The 19,384-nt window shown below is 70.6% G+C and carries 17 protein-coding genes; 6 read left to right on the top strand and 11 right to left on the bottom strand.

Features of this window, described 5'->3' with window-relative positions; all coding sequences use genetic code 11:
- Positions 1-126: 126 nt before the first annotated feature.
- A complete protein-coding gene (locus N8I87_RS17045) occupies positions 127-2,196 on the top strand; it encodes a PTS fructose transporter subunit IIABC (RefSeq protein WP_263209739.1) in 2,070 nt (689 codons plus the stop codon).
- 121 nt (positions 2,197-2,317) lie between these two features.
- Complete coding sequence (locus N8I87_RS17040; protein WP_263209737.1) at positions 2,318-2,566, top strand: hypothetical protein; 249 nt, start codon at positions 2,318-2,320, stop codon at positions 2,564-2,566.
- Positions 2,567-2,601: 35 nt separating this feature from the next.
- Here N8I87_RS17040 and N8I87_RS17035 read toward each other — a convergent pair whose 3' ends face one another.
- The 4 genes from N8I87_RS17035 to N8I87_RS17020 form a co-directional block, all read right to left on the bottom strand.
- Complete coding sequence (locus N8I87_RS17035; protein WP_263209735.1) at positions 2,602-3,348, bottom strand: DUF6227 family protein; 747 nt, start codon at positions 3,346-3,348, stop codon at positions 2,602-2,604.
- Between the two features lie 175 nt (positions 3,349-3,523).
- Positions 3,524-4,744 carry a L,D-transpeptidase gene (locus N8I87_RS17030; RefSeq protein ID WP_263209733.1) on the bottom strand — a complete coding sequence of 407 codons (1,221 nt, stop codon included), beginning with the start codon at positions 4,742-4,744 and terminating at the stop codon, positions 3,524-3,526.
- A gap of 186 nt (positions 4,745-4,930) precedes the next feature.
- A complete protein-coding gene (locus N8I87_RS17025) occupies positions 4,931-5,959 on the bottom strand; it encodes a P1 family peptidase (RefSeq protein WP_263209732.1) in 1,029 nt (342 codons plus the stop codon).
- A gap of 40 nt (positions 5,960-5,999) precedes the next feature.
- The gene (locus N8I87_RS17020; RefSeq protein ID WP_263209730.1) at positions 6,000-7,241 is read right to left on the bottom strand and encodes a low temperature requirement protein A; all 1,242 of its coding nucleotides are present in this window, start codon (positions 7,239-7,241) and stop codon (positions 6,000-6,002) included.
- Between the two features lie 136 nt (positions 7,242-7,377).
- Here N8I87_RS17020 and N8I87_RS17015 point away from each other — a divergent pair, with 136 nt between their 5' ends.
- Positions 7,378-7,554 carry a hypothetical protein gene (locus N8I87_RS17015; protein WP_263209729.1) on the top strand — a complete coding sequence of 59 codons (177 nt, stop codon included), beginning with the start codon at positions 7,378-7,380 and terminating at the stop codon, positions 7,552-7,554.
- A gap of 28 nt (positions 7,555-7,582) precedes the next feature.
- On the opposite strand, the gene mscL is transcribed toward N8I87_RS17015, so the two are convergent.
- From mscL to N8I87_RS16985, 6 genes are all read right to left on the bottom strand, one after another.
- Positions 7,583-8,044, bottom strand: a complete 462-nt coding sequence (gene mscL, locus N8I87_RS17010; protein WP_263209727.1) for a large conductance mechanosensitive channel protein MscL — start codon at positions 8,042-8,044, stop codon at positions 7,583-7,585.
- A gap of 99 nt (positions 8,045-8,143) precedes the next feature.
- Complete coding sequence (locus N8I87_RS17005) at positions 8,144-8,716, bottom strand: CpaB family protein (RefSeq protein ID WP_263209725.1); 573 nt, start codon at positions 8,714-8,716, stop codon at positions 8,144-8,146.
- A gap of 155 nt (positions 8,717-8,871) precedes the next feature.
- The gene (locus tag N8I87_RS17000; protein WP_263209723.1) at positions 8,872-9,705 is read right to left on the bottom strand and encodes an S-methyl-5'-thioadenosine phosphorylase; all 834 of its coding nucleotides are present in this window, start codon (positions 9,703-9,705) and stop codon (positions 8,872-8,874) included.
- Between the two features lie 99 nt (positions 9,706-9,804).
- Entirely contained in the window at positions 9,805-10,110 is a 306-nt protein-coding gene (locus N8I87_RS16995) for an FmdB family zinc ribbon protein (RefSeq protein ID WP_263209721.1), read from the bottom strand.
- A 67-nt stretch (positions 10,111-10,177) separates the two neighbouring features.
- Positions 10,178-11,470, bottom strand: a complete 1,293-nt coding sequence (locus N8I87_RS16990) for an MFS transporter (protein ID WP_263209720.1) — start codon at positions 11,468-11,470, stop codon at positions 10,178-10,180.
- A gap of 292 nt (positions 11,471-11,762) precedes the next feature.
- Entirely contained in the window at positions 11,763-13,316 is a 1,554-nt protein-coding gene (locus N8I87_RS16985; RefSeq protein WP_263209718.1) for a potassium/proton antiporter, read from the bottom strand.
- Positions 13,317-13,542: 226 nt separating this feature from the next.
- Between N8I87_RS16985 and N8I87_RS16980 the strand changes: the two genes are divergently transcribed.
- Positions 13,543-16,302, top strand: a complete 2,760-nt coding sequence (locus N8I87_RS16980; protein WP_263209716.1) for a penicillin acylase family protein — start codon at positions 13,543-13,545, stop codon at positions 16,300-16,302.
- An 85-nt stretch (positions 16,303-16,387) separates the two neighbouring features.
- Here the strand turns inward: N8I87_RS16980 and N8I87_RS16975 are convergent, their stop codons facing one another.
- Complete coding sequence (locus tag N8I87_RS16975; RefSeq protein ID WP_411577239.1) at positions 16,388-16,969, bottom strand: 5-formyltetrahydrofolate cyclo-ligase; 582 nt, start codon at positions 16,967-16,969, stop codon at positions 16,388-16,390.
- Positions 16,970-17,102: 133 nt separating this feature from the next.
- Here N8I87_RS16975 and galU point away from each other — a divergent pair, with 133 nt between their 5' ends.
- On the top strand, positions 17,103-18,014 hold the full coding sequence (gene galU, locus N8I87_RS16970) for a UTP--glucose-1-phosphate uridylyltransferase GalU (RefSeq protein ID WP_263209712.1): 912 nt from the start codon (positions 17,103-17,105) through the stop codon (positions 18,012-18,014).
- Positions 18,011-19,333: a molybdotransferase-like divisome protein Glp gene (gene glp, locus N8I87_RS16965; RefSeq protein ID WP_263209710.1), complete on the top strand. Its 1,323-nt coding sequence runs from the start codon at positions 18,011-18,013 to the stop codon at positions 19,331-19,333. Before galU ends, glp begins: the two co-directional genes overlap by 4 nt.
- Positions 19,334-19,384: the final 51 nt, after the last annotated feature.

Genomic DNA, 19,384 nt, shown 5'->3' with positions numbered 1-19,384 from the left:
CCCGTTACTCGCCACCACCCCCACCATCCTCACCGTCCCCGCACTCCCCGCTTTCCCCCGCAGCACCCCCGTCCCCACTCCCGCCCACTGCACTCCACGGGCGATACGCGTGCATAGGAGCCCGCGATGAGCGACATGATCACCGCGGACCTGGTCGACCTCGACCTGTCCGCCGACACCAAGGAAGCGGCGGCGCGTGTCCTCGCCGAGCGCATGGTGGCCCTGGGTCGGGTGACCGACCTGGAGGGCTTCCTCGCCGACGTGGCCGCCCGGGAGGCACAGATGCCGACCGGCCTGGACGGCGGCATCGGCATCCCGCACTGCCGCAGCGGGCACGTGACCGAGCCGACGCTGGCCTTCGGGCGCAGCGCCGCCGGGATCGACTTCGGCGCGGCGGACGGCCCGGCCGACCTCGTGTTCCTGATCGCGGCACCGGCGGGTGCCGACGACGCCCATCTGACGATCCTGTCCTCGCTGGCCCGGCAGTTGATGAACACGGAGTTCACCGACGCGCTGCGCTCGGCGGACGACGCGGGCGCGGCGGCCGCGCTGATCCGAGGGGGCAAGGTGCCTGCGGGCGAGACAGAGGCGGATGCGGGTGAGGGCGCCGCGAGCGCCTCGGAGGACACCGCCGTGGCGCCGGGGGCGGCCTCCGCCGGCGCCACGGCGGGCAGTACGGCACAGGGCGACGCGGGTGCCGCACGCGCGTTCCGCGTCGTCGCCGTCACCTCCTGCCCGACCGGCATCGCCCACACCTACATGGCGGCCGAGTCGCTGGAGCACGCGGGCCGGGAGGCGGGCGTCGAGGTCCTCGTCGAGACACAGGGCTCGGCAGGCTTCACCCGGTTCGACCCGGCCGTGATCGCGGCGGCGGACGCGGTGATCTTCGCGCACGACGTCCCGGTGCGCGACAAGGACCGCTTCGCCGGGAAGCCCACGGTCGACGTCGGCGTGAAGGCGGGCATCAACCGCCCCGCCGAGCTGATCGCCGAGGTGCGGGCCAAGGCCGAGCGCGGCGAGGTGACGGCGGGTTCCGCGCCCGCCACTCCGGTCGAGCGCGCGGGCGACTCCACCGAGGGCTACGGCACCAAGCTCCGCAAGTGGCTGATGTCCGGCGTCAGCTACATGGTCCCGTTCGTCGCGGCGGGCGGTCTGCTGATCGCCCTGGGCTTCGCGATCGGCGGCTGGCAGGTCAACAAGGCGCCGTCGGTCATGGACCACTTCGTATGGACCCAGACGGGCAGCTGGGGTGCCCTGCTGTTCCAGATCGGCGGCGTGGCCTTCAACTTCCTCATCCCGGTCCTCGCCGGCTACATCGCCTACGGCATGGCGGACCGCCCAGGCCTGGTCCCCGGCTTCGTCGGCGGCGCCATAGCCCTCACGATCAACGCGGGCTTCCTCGGCGGTCTGGCGGCCGGTCTGATCGCCGGTGGCGTGGTGATGGCGATCCAGCGGATCGACATCCCGGCGGCGTTGCGCGGCATCATGCCGGTGGTGGTGATCCCGCTGATCTCCTCGGCGATCGTCGGATTCCTGATGTTCGTCGTGATCGGCAAGCCCATCGCCTCCGCCCAGAAGGGCATGACCGACTGGCTGAACGGTCTCACCGGCGCCAACGCCGTCCTGCTCGGTGCTCTGCTCGGCCTGATGATGTGCTTCGACCTCGGCGGCCCGGTCAACAAGGTCGCGTACACCTTCGCCACCGCCGGGATCGCGGTCGCGAGCCCCAGCGACTCGGCGATGAAGATCATGGCGGCGGTCATGGCGGCCGGCATGGTCCCGCCCCTGGCGATGGCCCTGGCCACGACCGTGCGCGGCAGGCTCTTCACCCAGACCGAGCGCGAGAACGGCAAGGCGGCCTGGGTGCTGGGCGCCTCCTTCATCACGGAGGGCGCGATCCCGTTCGCGGCGGTGGACCCGCTGCGCGTCATCCCGTCCGCGATGGTCGGCGGCGCGGTCACCGGCGCCCTGTCGATGGCCTTCGGCGCCACGCTGCGCGCGCCGCACGGCGGCATCTTCGTGGTCCCGCTGATCGGCAACCCGTTCCTCTACCTGCTCGCCATCGCGGCCGGTGTGTGCGTCACGACGGTGCTGGTGGTCATCCTGAAGGGCATGCGCAAGCAGGCCGTCAGCGCCGGACCGACGGCGAACCCGGCCACGGCGAAGTCGGAGGCGCAGCAGCCGGTGGCGGCGTAACGCCCGCCCCCTTCCCGCCTTGTCCCCTTGTCCCTTTGGAGTGCTGTGAGCCGTTCACGGCACCTGCGAGATACGTCACGGTCCGGGATCAAAGTCCCGGGCCGTGGTGTGTACTGGGCGCATGCCTGAGCACGTCTCGATTCTCCAGCTGACCGGCGTGGTCGGCCTTGCCCTGGTGACCGCCACCTGGGTCATCCTTCTGCGCACCCGGCGCCGTGCCCGTGCGGCGGCCGTCGTACGACACTCGGGTCCCGTGCTCCAGGCCCTCCCGCATCAGCGCCAGGCCCCGCCCCACAGGGAGTCCGTGGAACTGACCCCGGCGGAGAGGGACGCGTTCGCGGGCCTGATGCGACGGCTCGACGAGCGTTAGATCTCAGGGGAAGCGCCCTGCACGGGGGAAGCGCCTCAGGCCTGCCGTGCCGCCCGGCGCTCCATGGCGTCGCGGGCCTCGTCCTCCGACATGTACACCTCGCACATGTGCCGCCCGTCGGGCGTCGCCGTGTGCTCGACCTCCCACAGGGAGAGTTCCTCGCCGTCGCGCAGCAGGAACGCGTGCTCGTAGAGCGAGAAGCACAGCCCCGCCCGGCCGGCCCGCCCCGGGCGGCCGAAGGCCTGTGTGATCTGGTGCGCGAACGCCGTCGTCAGCAGCGCGGCCATCTCCGTGCCCGGCCGGTCCGGGTTCTCCGCGCGGCGCAGGAGCCGGCGCGCGTGGTCCGCCGAGTCGTCCGGAACATACACGTGTCGTGGCTCGAGGATCGGCGACAGTTGCGTCAGCACCGGCAGTTCGAAGTCCGGCGCGTCCGGCGGCAGCGGCAGCCGGGCGGTCGCGGCGCGCAGCTCCTCCTCGTCCACATACACCTCGTGCTGGGGCTCGCTGCCGGGCGCGGTGTTGTGGACGAGCTCCCAGAGGGTGACGGCCGAGCCGTCGGAGAGCAGCCAGGTGTGCCGGTACGTCTCGCGGTGCAGCCCCGAGCTGTGGTGCGCGGAGTGCAGCGAACTGTCCTGCGCCAGCGCGCAGTCGAGCTGTCGTATGGCCTCGTCGGGCAGCTCGAAGGAGTTCAGGGCGCGACGGAGGAGCCGCGCGAGGTGCTCCTCCGGAGACTCGGGCGACTCGGCTGGTTCGTACGCTGTCGTCTCGTACGGAACGCTCAAGGTTGCTCCCGGCGTTGCTGCATGTCACCTTGTGGGTGCATACCGTAGCCCCTCGGTCGGACATCATGTCCGGGAACCGAGAAAACGTACGTCGGGAAAACGCGCGGGCCGCGCGGATGGTTCCCGCGCGGCCCGACGACCCGTCAGAACAAGCCAATCAAAAGGCACTTCCCGATCAGGCGGCGCTGCCCGCCTGCCACTCGCTCCACGACATGTTCCAGCCGTTGAGCCCGTTGTCCGGGGACACCGTCTTGTCGGGGGAGTTCTTCACGACCACGAGGTCCCCGATCAGCGAGTTGTCGTAGAACCACTTGGCGGTCGTGCTGCCCTGCGCGCCCCGCACGTCCTGGAGTCCGACGCAGCCGTGGCTGGTGCCCTGGCGGCCGAAGGGCGGGTTGCCCTGGTTGTACCAGTAGTTGCCGTGGACGAAGGTGCCGGACGTCGTCAGGCGCATCGCGTGCGGCACGTCCGAGATGTCGTACTCGCCGCCGTAGCCCACCGTCGATCCGTTCATGCGCGTCTGCACGAACTTCTCGGAGATCACCATCTGCCCGTTGTACGTGGTGTGCTCCGCACTGCCCGACGAGATCGGGATCGACTTGACCGTCCTGCCGTCCCGCACCACCGTCATCGTCTGCGTGTTGACATCGACCGTGGAGACCTGCGAGCGCCCGACGGTGAAGGTCACCGTCTTCTTCTGCACGCCGTAGGCGCCGTTCGCGCCCTTGACCCCGTCCAGGTCGATCTTCATCGTGACCTTGGAGCCGGCCTTCCAGTACTCCTGGGGCCGGAAGTCGAGCCGCTGCGCCCCGAACCAGTGGCCTACCACCTGCTGGCCGCTGCTGGAGGTGACCGTGATGTGCGACTGCACGGCCTTCTTGTCGGTGATGACCTTGTCGAAGTTGAACGACACCGGCATCCCGACACCGACCGTCGTGCCGTTGTCCGGCGTGTACGTGCCGATGAAGCTGTTCGCCGTCGTGACCGTGGTGAAGATGGAATTGGCCGCGGACGTACGCCCGTCGCCGTCCTTCGCGGTCGCCGAGATCTGGTACTTGGTCCCGCGCTCCAGCTGCTCCTTCGGCTTCCAGGCGGCGCCGTCGGCCGAGATCGTGCCCGGTACGGCCTGCCCCGATCCCGCCACGGTCATCTTCACCTCGGTCAGCTTGCCGCCACTGACCTTCACGCCGGTGGCGTTGATGGACGCGCTGGTCGAGCCGTCCTTGGCCGAGATGGCTATCTGCGCCGAGGACGTCTTGGCCGAGTCCTTGCCGCCGTTGGAGTCGTCGCTCTTGGCATTGGCGTCGCCGCCGCAGGCGGTGAGGGTGAGGGCGCCGACCATCAGGGCGGCACAGGCCCCCAGTGCGCGCCGCGCTGCAATGTCCGGCGTTGTCACGGGCTGCTCCAGGTTCGTGTGATGTGGGTGATCCGCTCCAGTGCGTGGAGAAAGAGGGAACCGAAGCCCGCAGGGGTTCCCTCCGACTCCCTTGAACACCACCACGTGACAGAACCGGGACAATCCGCGGACGGCAGAGGACAGCAGAGGACGAGAGAGGCCGGCAGAGGACGACCGCGGCCGGGTTTACCGGGCGCCGTACAACTCCCCGTACGACGGCCACGTTCCGCCCGGCCCGTCCACCGACCCGGCGGCGCGTACGGCGCGGACGATCGCGCGCGTCACGAGATCCGCGCCGGCCGCGAGGATGTCGTTGAGCGCGAGCGGGCGCTCGGCGTCGAGCGGGCGCGCTCCCGTGGCCAGCGCGAACACGGTGTCGCCGTCGTTCAGCAGATGCACCGGGCGCACGGCGCGCGCGATGCCGTCGTGCGCGGTGCCGGCCACCTTCTGCGCCTGCGCCTTGGAGAGTTCCGCGTCGGTGGCGACCACCGCGAGCGTGGTGTTCAGCACCGGAGGGGTGTTCTTGGCAGCGGCCTCGGCAAGGCGCCGGCGTGCGGCCTCGTGCACCCGCGCCTCCGGATACTCCACCCGCCCCTGGAACAACTCCCCGTACAGCACCCCCGTTTCCGGATCCAGCGCCGATCCCACGGCGTTGGCGACCACCAGCGCGGCCACCGTGATCCCCGAGTCCAGGACGGTGCTCGCGCTGCCGACCCCGCCCTTCAGCCACTGCACCGCGGCGCCCGTACCGGCCCCCACACACCCCTGGGGCACCGGCGCGCCCGGTGCGCTCGCCGCGGCCGCCTCGACCGCCGCCCGGCCCATCGACGCGTCCGGCCTGGCCCGGAAGTTCCCGCCCCGGCCGAGGTCGAAGACGCAGGCGGCGGGCACCACCGGGACGACATGCGCCGGGTCGGGCCCGACCGGGACTCCGCGCCCCTGCTCCTCCAGCCAGGCCATCACCCCGGACGCCGCGTCGAGCCCGTACGCGCTGCCGCCGGTCAGCACGACCGCCTCGACCTTCTGCACCACATTGCGCGGGTCGAGGGCGTCGGTCTCCTTGGTGCCGGGGCCACCGCCGCGTACGTCCACCGCGGCGACGGCCCCGCCCTCGGGAGCGAGGACGACCGTGGTGCCGGTGAGCCAGCCGTCGCCGCTGCGCGTCGCGTGCCCCACGCGCAGTCCGGCCACGTCCGTCAATGCGTCAACTGTCATGGCAGCCAGTCTGTACCGGCCCGGGCCGTGTCAGGAGGGCTCACGCGGCGGGCGCGGTCGCCCTCGCCCCGCCCTCGTGGGCGCCCGTCCGCGCCGTCAGGATCACTCCCGTCACCACGGCCAGCGCCGACGCCAGGCTCGCCGTGAGCACCGCCCAGTCGCCCAGGAAGGTGCAGCAGATCACCAGCAGCGCCGTGACCGGCAGCACCAGCTGCTGGGCTGTGCCGATCTTGAAATGGCGTGAGTGCAGCGCCCAGACGGTGAGCAGATACAGCGCCGTCGGCAGGGTGACGGCCGCCGAGGCGGACAGGACGGAGATGTGCGCCTTGCCGACCGCCTGCTCGACCGCCACCTCCAGACCGGCGCCGATCGCGGCGGCCGACGCGAAGATCAGGTAGTGGCCGTAGCCCCACAGGAAGGACTGCTTGTTGGAGCGCAGATGTCCGTGGATCGGCACCGCGAAATAGATCCACCACGCGGAGAAGACGATCAGCAGACCGCCCGCCGCGATAGGCAGCAGCTCGCCCAGCGCGTCGTGCTCGTCCACGGCCGACTTCACGGCGACCGTGGCCGCGGCGATCGTCTCGCCGAGCACGATGATCGTGAACAGCCCGTACCGCTCGGCGATGTGGTGCGGGTGCCAGGACGTGGGGCAGGCCCTCTCCGCGTACACCGGCACACACAGCTCCGCGATCACCATGACCAGGAACAGCCAGGGACGCGCGGGCTGTGGCAGGAGCACCAGGCCGAGCCAGCCCACCTGGCACGCCAGGACCCCGCCGGCGTACCGCAGGGCCATGGTTCTCTCCGCGCCCCGGGCCGATCTTGCGGCTCTGAGCCACTGCGCGGCCATCGCCAGCCGCATGATGACGTAGCCGAGGAACACGACCAGGTAGTTGTGGTCCTGGAACGCCCGGGAGACGCCGGCGGCCAGGACGAGGACGCCGGCGATCTGGACCAGCGTGACGGCCCGGTACAGCACGTCGTCGTTGTCGTACGCCGAGGCGAACCAGGTGAAGTTCATCCAGGCCCACCAGATGGCGAAGAAGACCAGCGCGTAGTTCAGGATGCCGTGGCCCGCGTGCCCCCCGGCCACGGAGTGCACGAGCTGGACGCCGGCCTGCGCGATGGCCACGACGAAGCACAGGTCGAAGAAGAGCTCGAGCGGCGAGGCGACACGGTGTGCCTCGTCGCGCCCGCGTGCGGTGAGCCGGCGCAGGGGTTCAAGAGGCTGCTGCCCGCCCGGGGAGGAGGCGGGCGCCGAAGCGGAACTCGACGTCATGCCTCCCAGCACAGCATGAAACCTCACCGATAGCTTGTGCATGGCTTCACAAGCCGACTGGGGGACGTAAGGCAGGGGTATGTGAGCCAGGGGGACGAAGGGAGGGGAGACGGATGCGGGCCCGTACCCTGGTGGCATGAGCAACGACCCCGCCCCCGAGCCGCGCGACCCGAAGTCCGCGCTGGTCTTCGACGACCCGCTGAACCAGCAGTCCTCGGACGACACGGACCGCGGCTGGGGCGAGCGCGGGGACGGTGACAGCGCCGCCGACCTGAAGCGGTTCCTCGACGAGAAGCCGCCCCACCACCTCTGAGCCCGCCCCGGCGAGACCTCCGCCGCCGCTACCGCTCGCCGCGGCCCGAGGCGCCGCGCTGGGCGATCAGCTCGTCGCGTATCTGCTGGAGCACCTCCAGCTCCGTCACCTCGACGATCTCCTGCGTGCCTTCCCTGGCCTTGCGGCGGGCCTCCACCCGGGCCAGGTACTTCGCCATCGGCAGGACCATCAGGAAGTAGACCACCGTCGCGGTGATCACAAAGCTGAGCGTGGCACCGAGGACGGAGCCCCACAGCAACTGGATGCCATGGGTGCCCTGGCACGACGAGCTCAGGCACGACCTGTAATTGTCGAGGTTCTGTGTGCCGATCGCCCCGACCAACGGGTTGATGATGCCCTTCACCAGCGAGTTCACGATGTTCGTGAAGGCCGCGCCGATGACCACCGCGACCGCCAGATCGACGACGTTGCCGCGCATCAGGAAGGCCTTGAAGCCCTCCCATATGCTCGGTTCCTTCTTCTTGCTCACCTCGGGGACTCTCCTCGCGCGCACAGAGTGTGGAACGAAACGCTCCGCAACCTACGGCACGATGCCGCCGACCTGTCCAGTCCCTTGGCTCGCATCCTGTCAGCACAGCGTCACCGCCAGCCGGGCCGTGGCGCTCGCGCCGACCAGACGCGCCGCAGTGGAACGCGGCACGGAGAGCACGACCAGCGCCCCGCTCTCCGTGGCGCCGTCCAGGGGCTCCGGGAGCCTCGTCACCCGCGCCCCGCGCGCGATCACCCGGGCATCCCCGCCGACGGCCGGATCCCCGGCGGCGATCACGTCGACCCGGTCGCCGGGCCGCAGCAGCCGGACGGTGGCGGCATCCGCGATCCGCACGGGCGCGGTGACCATCGCCACCGCTCGGTGATGTCGTGCGGGCTCCGCCACCGGATGTCCGCGTGCCCGCTCGCCCTGGTCCCGGTCCGTCCCGGTGCGCGGTCCGGCGGCCACGAGTGCGGCCGCGGTGACGGCGAGTCCCGCCGCCACGGCTCGTCGGCGATGCCGCACGAGCCGTTGCAGCCGATACCTCCCGCCGCGCACCCGCACCGGCGCGAAGTGCGGGACCTCGCACGTGGCGGGAGCGTCGGTGCCCAGCGGGCGCGGACAGGGAAGGGGAGAAGGGGAGCGGAAGGACGGGGAGGGAGCGACGGGCACGGGGAACCACCACCTGCGACGAGGAATCGGCTTGCGAAACCACGATGAGGCCTCGCGCCGAAGCTCGCCGGAGCCGGTGGGCTACTGGCGGGTTGTGGACAACTCGCTCACCCGACCGTGGTCAGATCGTGGTCACAGCAGCTCGGATCCCGTCGTCACGGCAGCTCGAACCCAGGATTCATCCCGCCGAGCGCGTTCGCGCACGGGCAGTCCCGCGCCGCGTTGTCCGGCAGTGCCGCCACCGCGTCGAACAGGACGCCCCGCATCCGGTCCACGTTGGCCGCGAACACCCGCAGGACCTCCTCGTGCGAGACTCCCTCGCCGGTCTCGGCGCCGGCGTCGAGGTCGGTGACGAGCGTCAAGGACGTGTAGCAGAGCTCCAGTTCACGGGCGAGCGCCGCCTCCGGGTGGCCGGTCATGCCCACCACGGACCAGCCCTGCGCCTGGTGCCAGAGCGATTCGGCGCGGGTGGAGAAGCGCGGCCCCTCGACCACGACCAGCGCGCCGCCGTCCACGGGCTCCCAGTCCCGGCCACGGGCGGCCTTCAGCGCGGCGGCCCGCCCGGTGGGGCAGTAGGGGTCGGCCAGGGACACGTGCACCACGTTCGGCACGGTGCCGTCGGCCAGCGGCAGCCCGTCGAAGTACGTCCCCATCCGGGACTTCGTGCGGTCCACCAGCTGGTCCGGCACCAGCAGCGTGCCCGGCCCGTACTCGGGGCGCAGACCGCCGACCGCGCAGGGCCCGAGGACCTGGCGGACGCCCAGGGAGCGCAGGGCCCAGAGGTTGGCCCGGTAGTTGATGCGGTGCGGCGGCAGATGGTGTCCGCGCCCGTGCCGGGGCAGGAAGGCGACCCGTCGGCCGGCGATCTCGCCGAGGAAGAGGGAGTCGCTGGGTGTGCCGTAGGGGGTGTCCACCTGGACCTCGGTCACGTCGTCGAGGAACGAGTAGAACCCCGATCCGCCGATCACACCGATCTCTGCGTTCGCCATGACGAGCACATTAGCTGGCTGCGTAAACGCGGGGGAGCCGGTCCCGGGGAACGCCGAAACCCTGCCGTCGGGCGACGGCAGGGTCTGCGGGCAGGAGTCTCAGGCGGCGGAGCTGCTGGCGGAGCTCGACGACGGCTTCGAGTCGGACGCCGAGGAGGTCGAGGACGTCGAGGCCGACGAGGAGGAGCTCGACGAGGACTTCGACGCAGGGCTGCTGCTCGACGAGGAGCCGCGGCTGTCGTTGCGGTAGAAGCCGGAGCCCTTGAAGACGATGCCGACCGCGGAGAACACCTTCTTGAGGCGGCCCTCGCAGGTGGGGCACTCGGTCAGGGCGTCGTCGGTGAACTTCTGCACCGCCTCGAGGCCCTCGCCGCACTCGGTGCACTGGTACTGGTAGGTCGGCACTGTCTTCCTCCTGGCACTCTGACTCGATGAGTGCTAACGACGGTCCATAGTGACCTATTCCCGCGGATCAGTCCACCGTCACCGGTGCGCGGTGACCGACGCCACGTGCGACGGTGCGGGTCCGCGGCCGGGCGGTGAGCAGCGAGCGCAGCGCCACCAGGGTCGCCAGGGCGAGTAGCGTACCCGCCATCGGAACCAGGAATCCGGCACCGTCCCAGAGGCGGTCCTCCAGCTGTCCGGCCACGGTGACCGCGGCCGCCTGGCCCAGGGCGACCGCGCCGGTCAGCCAGGTGAAGGCCTCGGTGCGGGCGCCGGCCGGGACCAGGGCCTCGACCAGGGTGTAGCCGGTGATCAGGGCGGGTGCGATGCACATGCCGACCAGGAGGCCGAGGCCCGCGAGGACGAGCGCCGAGTGGGCGGTCCACAGGGCGGAGGCGGTCAGCGCGAGGGCCGTGTAGCCGAGGACGAGGCGCCGCTGCGGGGCGACCTTCCAGGCGATCGCGCCGCAGGCGATCCCGGAGAGCATGTTGCCCGCCGCGAAGGTGCCGTACAGGACGCCGTTCAGGCCGGGCTCGCCGATCGACTCGGTGAACGCGGCGAGGCCGACCTGCATACCGCCGAAGACCGACCCGATGCCCAGGAAGGTCACGACCAGTACGCGCACCCCGGGGACGCGGAGCGCGGAGGCGTGCTTCACGCGCGCGTGCCCGGCGTCGGTCACCGGCGGCTGGGTGCTCTTCCGCGCGGCGAACAGCAGGCCGCCGAACAGGGTCAGTGCGGCCTCCGTGATCAGGCCGGCGGCCGGGTCCACGGCGGTGCACAGCGCGGTCGCCAGCAGCGGGCCGACGACGAAGGTGAGTTCGTCCGTGACGGACTCGAAGGCGGCCGCGGTGGCCATCAGGGGTGAGTCCTGGAGCTTCACACCCCAGCGGGCGCGCACCATGGGGCCGATCTGCGGCACCGAGGCGCCGGTCGGTACGGCTGCGACGAACAGCGCCCACAGGGGGGCGTGGGCCAGTGCGAGCGCCGTCAGGGTCAGGGCGGACAGCGTGTGCACGAGGACGCCGGGGACCAGGACGGCACGCTGGCCGTAGCGGTCGGCGAGGCGGCCGCTGTAGGGCGCGAACAGTGCCATGGAGACACCGGTGGCGGCCGCGGCCGCGCCCGCGGCGCCGTAGGACCCGGTGGTGTGCTGCACCAGCAGCACGATGGAGAGGGTGAGCATCGCGAACGGCTGGCGCGCCGCGAAGCCGGGGAGCAGGAACGTCCAGGCGCCGCGGGTGCGCAGCAGCTGTCCGTATCCCGGGCGGGACGGTGCCGCGGGGTTCTGCGACGGCTCGGTGGTGACCGTGGATGCCACGGCCGTGCCTTTCTGCCGCCTGGTAGCGCGGCCCCTGGTCCGGCTGGTTCGCCGTGCGGGGTGCGCCGAGAGCTGTCCTCTTGCGCGGAACTGCGGTAGATACCGGTGCCCACGTGCAGAGGAGAGCGTTCCGGCCGCCATACGGTCGCGCCAGCTCTGCGTCAGGCAGAGTTGGTTCGATCAGGGTGCCTTCATCGTACAGGGGGCAACTTGCCGTACACCTGTGAAAACGAGCACCATCAGGCGCGTTCACCTGGGATCGGCAGTGGTGTGAACCGTATGAAACACGCCCTTAACGGGAGCTCGTCCCGTTGCCGCCAAGGCCGAGCCATCCGGCCAGCTTGCCGCCCTGGGCGACCGCGCGCAGCCGGCGCTCCGCGGCGTCCCGGACGGGGTCCGTGGCGACCACGAGCAGTTCGTCCCCGTGCCGCAGCACCGTCGTCGGCAGGGGCACGAACGACTCTCCCTCGCGGACGACCAGGGTGACGGCCGCTCCGGCCGGCAGCCGCAGCTCGTTGACCTCGACGCCGTTCATCCGTGAGCCCTCGGGGATCGCGACGGAGAGCAGATGCCCGCGCAGCCGCTCCAGGGGCGCCGACTCGATGCCGAGGTCGGCGGCCTCGGGGCCGTCACCCAGTCGCAGCTTGCCCGCGAGCCAGGGCAGTGTGGGCCCCTGGACGAGGGTGTAGACGACGACCAGTACGAAGACGATGTTGAAGATGCGGTGGCTGGCGTCGACGCCGTTCACCATGGGGATGGTCGCCAGGATGATGGGCACGGCGCCGCGCAGGCCGGCCCATGACATCAGGGTCTGCTCCTGCCACGGCACCCGGAACGGCACCAGGCTCAGCACCACGCTCAGCGGGCGCGCCACCATGGTCAGCACGAGGCCGATGACGAGGGCGGGCACGATGTCGTCGCCCAGCTCGTGCGGGGTGACCAGCAGGCCGAGCAGGACGAACATGCCGATCTGGGCGATCCAGCCGAGTCCCTCGGCGAAGCCGCGGGTGGCGGGCCAGTGCGGCAGCTTGGCGTTGCCGAGCACCATCGAGGCGAGATAGACCGCGATGAAGCCGCTGCCGTGCGCGAGCGCGCCGCCCGCGTACGCGGTGACCGCGATCGCCATCACGGCGATCGGGTAGAGGCCGGAGGCGGGCAGCGCCACGTGCCGCAGCCCCCAGGCGCCGAGCCAGCCCACGGCGAGCCCGATGGCCATGCCGATGCCCAGCTCCAGAGCTATCTCGCCCAGCAGCACGTACCAGTGCTGGACCGGGCCCGTCTGGGAAAAGGCCACGACCAGGATGACCACGGGGGCGTCGTTGAACCCGGACTCCGCCTCCAGGGTGCCCGCCACGCGCGCGGGGAGGGGGATTCTGCGCAGTACGGAGAACACCGCCGCCGCGTCCGTCGAGGACACCACCGCCCCGATGATCAGCGCCTGCCGCCACCCCAGCCCGATCAGGTAGTGCGCGCCCGCGGCCGTGACCCCGACACTGACCGCGACCCCGACCAGCGCCAGCGTGGAGGCGGCCGGCAGGACCGGTTCGATCTCCTTCCACTTCGTGGTGAGACCGCCCTCGGCCAGGATCACGACCAGGGCCGCGTACCCGATGAGCTGGGTCAGCTCGGCGTTGCTGAACTGGATGTTCCCGATGCCGTCCTGGCCCATGAGGACGCCGATGCCCAGGTAGACGAGCAGGCTGGGGAGCCCGCTGCGCGAGGAGATCCGGACCGCCGCGACCGCGACGAGCAGGACGAGGGAGCAGACGAGCAGGAGCTGGTTGAGGTGGTGAACAGTCAGCGGCGGTTCCCTTCGCTGCCCCGCGCGCGGGGGACACGCGGGCACACGTACACAAGACCCGAGGCTGCGGCATTCCGCACCCAAGTACTTTGTTACCTTACCTAACTCTTGACGTTTTCTTGACACTCCGCGAGGCAAGATCGAACGTCCGTGCGCGCTGGTTCACCGACTCCGCGTCAAGTGGCACGGGGCCCTGCGCCTATGGTTGCTCCAGCGCTCATTCAAAAGGACAGCCCGCCTCGCCGCTCGCGTTAGGACAGCAAGGACAGCGATGCCCCCCAACACCACCGCCTCAACGGGTGACAAGCCCGGCAAGTCCGGCAGGAAGAAGGGGCGCAAAGCCCGACTCATCGTGCTCGTCCTGGTGCTGGCCATCATCGGAGGCGTCGCCTACGGGGCGTACTGGTCCATCAGCACGGTCCGCGCCTCCTTCCCGCAGACCACCGGTTCGATCACGCTCCCGGGCCTCACGGGTCCCGTCGACGTGAAGCGGGACGGCAACGGCATCCCGCAGATCTACGCCTCGTCCGACGAGGACCTGTTCATGGCGCAGGGCTTCGTCCAGGCGCAGGACCGGTTCTACGAGATGGACGTGCGCCGCCACATGACCTCCGGCCGTCTGTCGGAGATGTTCGGCAAGAGCCAGGTCGACAACGACGAGTTCCTGCGCACCCTGGGCTGGGACAAGATCGCCAAGCAGGAGTACGACTCCAAGCTGTCGGCCGCCACGAAGAAGTACCTCCAGGCGTACGCCAAGGGTGTCAACGCCTACCTGGAGGGCAAGGACGGCGAGGACATCTCCCTGGAGTACGCCGCCCTCGGGTTCTCCAACGACTACAAGCCCGAGCAGTGGACCCCGGTCGACTCGGTCTCCTGGCTGAAGGCGATGGCCTGGGACCTGCGCGGCAACATGCGGGACGAGATCGACCGCGCCCTGATGACCAGCCGCCTCGGCCCCCAGCAGATCGCCGACCTGTATCCCGACTACCCGTACAACCGCCACAAGTCGATCGTCCAGACGGGCCGGTACGACGCGGCCACCAAGACGTTCGGGCAGGGCGGCGCCACGAGCGGCACACAGGGCACGACGGGCACCACCGGTACCTCGAACTCGTCGACCGCGGGTTCGGCCCTCACGAGCCAGCTGGCGGGCCTCTACAAGGTCCTGGACGACGTTCCCACGGCGGTCGGCGTGAACGGCCAGGGCATCGGCTCCAACTCCTGGGTCGTCGCCGGGAGTCACACCATCACCGGGCATCCGCTGCTCGCCAACGACCCGCACCTGTCGGCCTCGCTGCCGTCCGTCTGGTACCAGATGGGCCTGCACTGCCGCACGGTCTCCGCCAAGTGCCAGTACGACGTCACCGGCTACACCTTCGCCGGTATGCCGGGCGTCATAATCGGCCACAACGCGGACATCGCGTGGGGCATGACCAACTCCGAGGTCGACGTCACCGACCTCTACCTGGAGAAGCTCAGCGGCGACGGCTACCTGTACGACGGCAAGGTCAAGCCCTTCACCTCCCGCGAGGAGACGATCAAGGTCGCCGGAGGCGAGTCCAAGAAGATCGTCGTCCGCCGGACCGCCGACGGGATGCCGCTGCTGTCCGACCGCGACGACGAGCTCGTCAAGGTCGGCAGGAAGGCCACCGTCGACACCGCCGCTCCCGACCGCGGCGACGGCTACGGCATCGCCCTGAAGTGGACGGCCCTGCAGCCGGGCACCTCCATGGACGCCGTGTTCGCCATGGACCGGGCGGCAGACTGGAACGACTTCCGCTCCGCGGCCGCGCTGTTCGACGTGCCCTCGCAGAACCTGATCTACGCCGACAAGGACAACATCGGCTACACGCTGCCCGGAAAGATCCCCACGCGCGCGCAGGGCGAGGACGGCTCGGTCCCGGTCCCTGGCTGGGACTCCAAGTACCGCTGGACCGGCTACATCAAGCAGGACGAACTGCCCTACGAGTACAACCCCTCGCGCGGCTACATCGTCACCGCCAACCAGGCCGTCGTCGACAAGGACAAGTACCCCTACACGCTCACCACGGACTGGGGCTACGGCGCCCGCAGCCAGCGGATAACCGATCTGATCGAGTCGAAGATCAAGGGCGACGGCAAGATCTCGACCGACGACATGCGCCAGATGCAGCTGGACAACAGCAGCGAGATCGCCAAGCTGCTCGTGCCCAAGCTGCTGAAGATCAACCTCGCCGACAAGGACGTGCGCGACGCCCAGAAGCTGCTGGAGGGCTGGGACTACACCCAGGACGCCGACTCCGCGGCGGCCGCCTACTTCAACGCCGTCTGGCGCAACATCCTCAAGCTCGCCTTCGGCAACAAGATGCCCAAGGAGCTGCGGGTCAAGGGCCAGTGCCTGTGGGTGGACAAGATCGACAGCACCGGCCCGGTGGACGACGACACCAAGGTGCGCGAGTGCGGCGAGCGCGACGCCGACCAGGCGCAGCCGGACGGCGGCGACCGCTGGTTCGAGGTGGTCCGCAAGCTCATGGACAAGCCGGACAGCGACTGGTGGAAGGCGCCGGCCGGAGTGGGCGACCGCCCCAAGGCCGACAACCGCGACGAGCTGTTCAAGCGCGCCCTGATCGACGCCCGCTGGGAGCTGACCGCCAAGCTCGGCAAGGACATCGACACCTGGAGCTGGGGCCGGCTGCACCGTCTGTTCCTGAAGAACCAGACCCTGGGCACCGAGGGCCCGGGCATCCTGCAGTACGCCCTCAACCGCGGCCCCTGGAGGCTCAGCGGCGGCGAGGCGACGGTCAATGCGTCCGGCTGGAACGCGGCCGGCGGCTACGGCGTCGTGTGGGTGCCGTCGATGCGGATGGTGGTCAACCTCGCCGATCTCGACAAGTCCAAGTGGATCAACCTGACCGGCGCCTCCGGGCACGCGTACAGCGCCCACTACACCGACCAGACCGGCAAGTGGGCCAAGGGCGAGCTGCTGCCGTGGTCGTTCTCGGCGAAGGCGGTCGACGCCAGTACGAGCGACACGCTCGTCCTCAAGCCGTGAGCCGCTGACCGCACATCCCCCGAAGTGGCCCTCCACGCGCGCGTGGAGGGCCACTTCGCATCAGGGGGACCACCCGGGCGAGCGGTCAGGAGGCCTTGAAGCGGCGCAGGCCCGACGGGGTCACCACCGCGTCCACCGGCCGGTCGTGCGCCTCCTCGGGGACGCTCTCGACGACCTCCGAGTCGTACAGGAGCACCACGAGCGCGGGATGCGCGTCCGCCCGCTCCAGACGGGCCAGCACGCGGTCGTAGGACCCTCCGCCGCGTCCCAGGCGCATCCCGCGCGCGTCCACCGCGAGCCCGGGCAGCAGGACGACGTCGGCGGACGTCACGGCGTCCGGGCCCAGGCGTTCGCCGGCGGGCTCGAAGAGCGCCATCTTTCCGCCGTGTTGGACACGCGCGAGGGAGCCCTCCCCGGCGTACGCGCCCCAGTCCAGGTCGTTGTCCGGCAGCAGCGCCGGGAGGAGCACGCGCACGCCGCGCGCGTGCAGCGCGTCCAGCAGCGCGAGTGTGCCGGGTTCGTTCTCCACGGAGACGTATGCCGCCACCGTCCGCGCGCGCCTCAGCTCGGGCAGCTCCAGCGCGCGCTCGGCCAGCGCCGTGCCCGCATCCCTGACGACATCCGTCGTCAACCTGTTCCTCACCGCGAGGAACTCTCGCCGCAACATTCGCTTGTCAGGATCCATCGCACGTCCGACGTGTTCCACTGGTCGCTCTTGCGCCTTTCCTAATGTGCTCATATGAGAGCTAATTGACCGGACCCGCGGATTCCCCGCAAAGCCACCGGATAAGGTTGCGGTCATGACTCAGTCGCACCCCAGGATCAGCAAGGCTGTCATTCCCGCAGCAGGCCTCGGCACCCGGTTCCTGCCGGCCACCAAGGCCACTCCCAAGGAGATGCTGCCGGTCGTGGACAAGCCCGCGATCCAGTACGTGGTGGAGGAGGCCGTGTCGGCGGGGCTCGACGACGTGCTCATGATCACGGGACGCAACAAGCGCCCCCTCGAGGACCACTTCGACCGCAACTACGAGCTCGAGTCGGCCCTGGAGAAGAAGGGCGACGCCGAGCGGCTCGCCAAGGTCCAGGAGTCCAGCGACCTCGCCACCATGCACTACGTGCGCCAGGGCGACCCGAGGGGCCTCGGTCACGCCGTCCTGTGCGCCGCCCCGCACGTCGGGCACGAGCCCTTCGCCGTCCTGCTCGGTGACGACCTGATCGACCCGCGCGACCCCCTGCTCCAGCGCATGATCGAGGTCCAGGAGCAGCACGGCGGCAGCGTCATCGCGCTCATGGAGGTCGCGCCCGAGCAGATCCACCTCTACGGCTGCGCGGCCGTGGAGAGCACCACCGACGGCGATGTGGTCAAGGTGAGCGGCCTGGTCGAGAAGCCGGACCCGGCGGACGCCCCGTCGAACTACGCGGTCATCGGCCGCTACGTCCTCGACCCGCACGTCTTCGAGATACTGCGACAGACCGAGCCCGGCCGCGGCGGTGAGATCCAGCTCACCGACGCGCTCCAGCAGCTCGCGCAGGACGAGAAGGTCGGCGGCCCGGTGCACGGCGTCGTCTTCAAGGGCCGCCGCTATGACACCGGTGACCGTGGCGACTATCTGCGTGCCATTGTCAGACTCGCATGCGAACGTGAAGACCTGGGCCCGGACTTCCGGACCTGGCTTCGCAGTTACGTAGCCGAGGAGATGCAGCAACGTTGAGCAGCGCCGCGACCCGCCCCGCCGGGCAGGACCACCTGTGGTCGGTGGACGAGCACCTGGAGGACATCCTCGCCACCGTCCGCCCCCTCGACCCCATCGAGCTGCAACTGCTCGACGCCCAGGGCTGCGTCCTGGTCGACGACGTCACGGTGCCTCTCTCGCTGCCACCGTTCGACAACAGCTCCATGGACGGGTACGCGGTGCGGGTCGCGGACATCGCGGGCGCGAGCGAGGAGTTTCCCGCCGTCCTGGAGGTCGTCGGGGACGTAGCGGCGGGTGCCGCCCAGCTGACCCGGGTAGGTCCGGGCCAGGCGGCCCGCATCATGACCGGTGCCCCGCTGCCGCCCGGCGCCGAGGCCGTCGTCCCCGTGGAGTGGACCGACGGAGGCCTCGGCGAGGGGCCCGTGAGCGGGATGCCCGCCCGCAGTCTGGTCCCCGAGGGGGCCACCGGGCATGTGCGCGTGTACCGGCCGGCCGAGGCACGCGCGCATGTGCGCGCGGTGGGCAGCGATGTGAGGGCCGGCGACCGCGCCCTGGAGGCCGGCACGGTTCTCGGACCGCCGCAGATCGCGCTGCTCGCCGCGATCGGGCGCGGCACGGTGCGCGTGCGCCCGCGGCCGCGCGTGGTCGTGGTGTCCACCGGCAGCGAACTGGTCCAGCCCGGAGAGGAGCTGGGCAGCGGCCAGATCTACGACTCCAACAGCTTCGCCCTGACCGCCGCCGCCCGGGACGCGGGTGCGATCGCCTACCGGGTGGGCGCCGTCGTCGACGACGCCGAGACGCTGCGGTCCACCATCGAGGACCAGCTCATCCGGGCCGACCTGCTGGTCACCACGGGCGGGGTGAGCGTGGGGGCGTACGACGTGGTCAAGGAGGCTCTGTCGCACGTCGGCGACGAGGACGAGGAGGGCGGCGGCGTCGAGTTCCGCAAGCTCGCCATGCAGCCGGGCAAGCCCCAGGGCTTCGGCTCCGTCGGTCCCGATCACACCCCCCTGCTCGCGCTGCCGGGCAACCCCGTGTCGTCGTACGTCTCCTTCGAGCTGTTCGTCCGCCCCGCCATCCGTGCCCTGATGGGTCTCGAGGACGTCCACCGGCCGACGCTCAGGGCGACCCTGAAGGCGGACAAGGCGCTGAGCTCCCCGAAGGGGCGCAGACAGTTCCTGCGGGCGACGCACGCCGAGGGCGAGGTCACGCCCGTGGGCGGTACCGGATCCCATCTGGTCGCGGCCCTGGCCCACGCCGACGCGCTGATCGTCGTACCCGAGGATGTCGAATCCGTCGACCCCGGCACACAGGTCGAGGTCGTCCTGCTGGACTGAGCCCGGCCCCGGGGGTCCCGCGCCGGTGCGCACGCCGACATGGAGGTAGCG

Origin of the sequence: Streptomyces sp. HUAS 15-9, from assembly GCF_025642155.1 — a bacterium.
Classification (GTDB): Bacteria; Actinomycetota; Actinomycetes; order Streptomycetales; family Streptomycetaceae; genus Streptomyces.
Note: the sequence above shows the minus strand (reverse complement) of the source record. Positions and strands in the feature narration are given on the sequence as shown.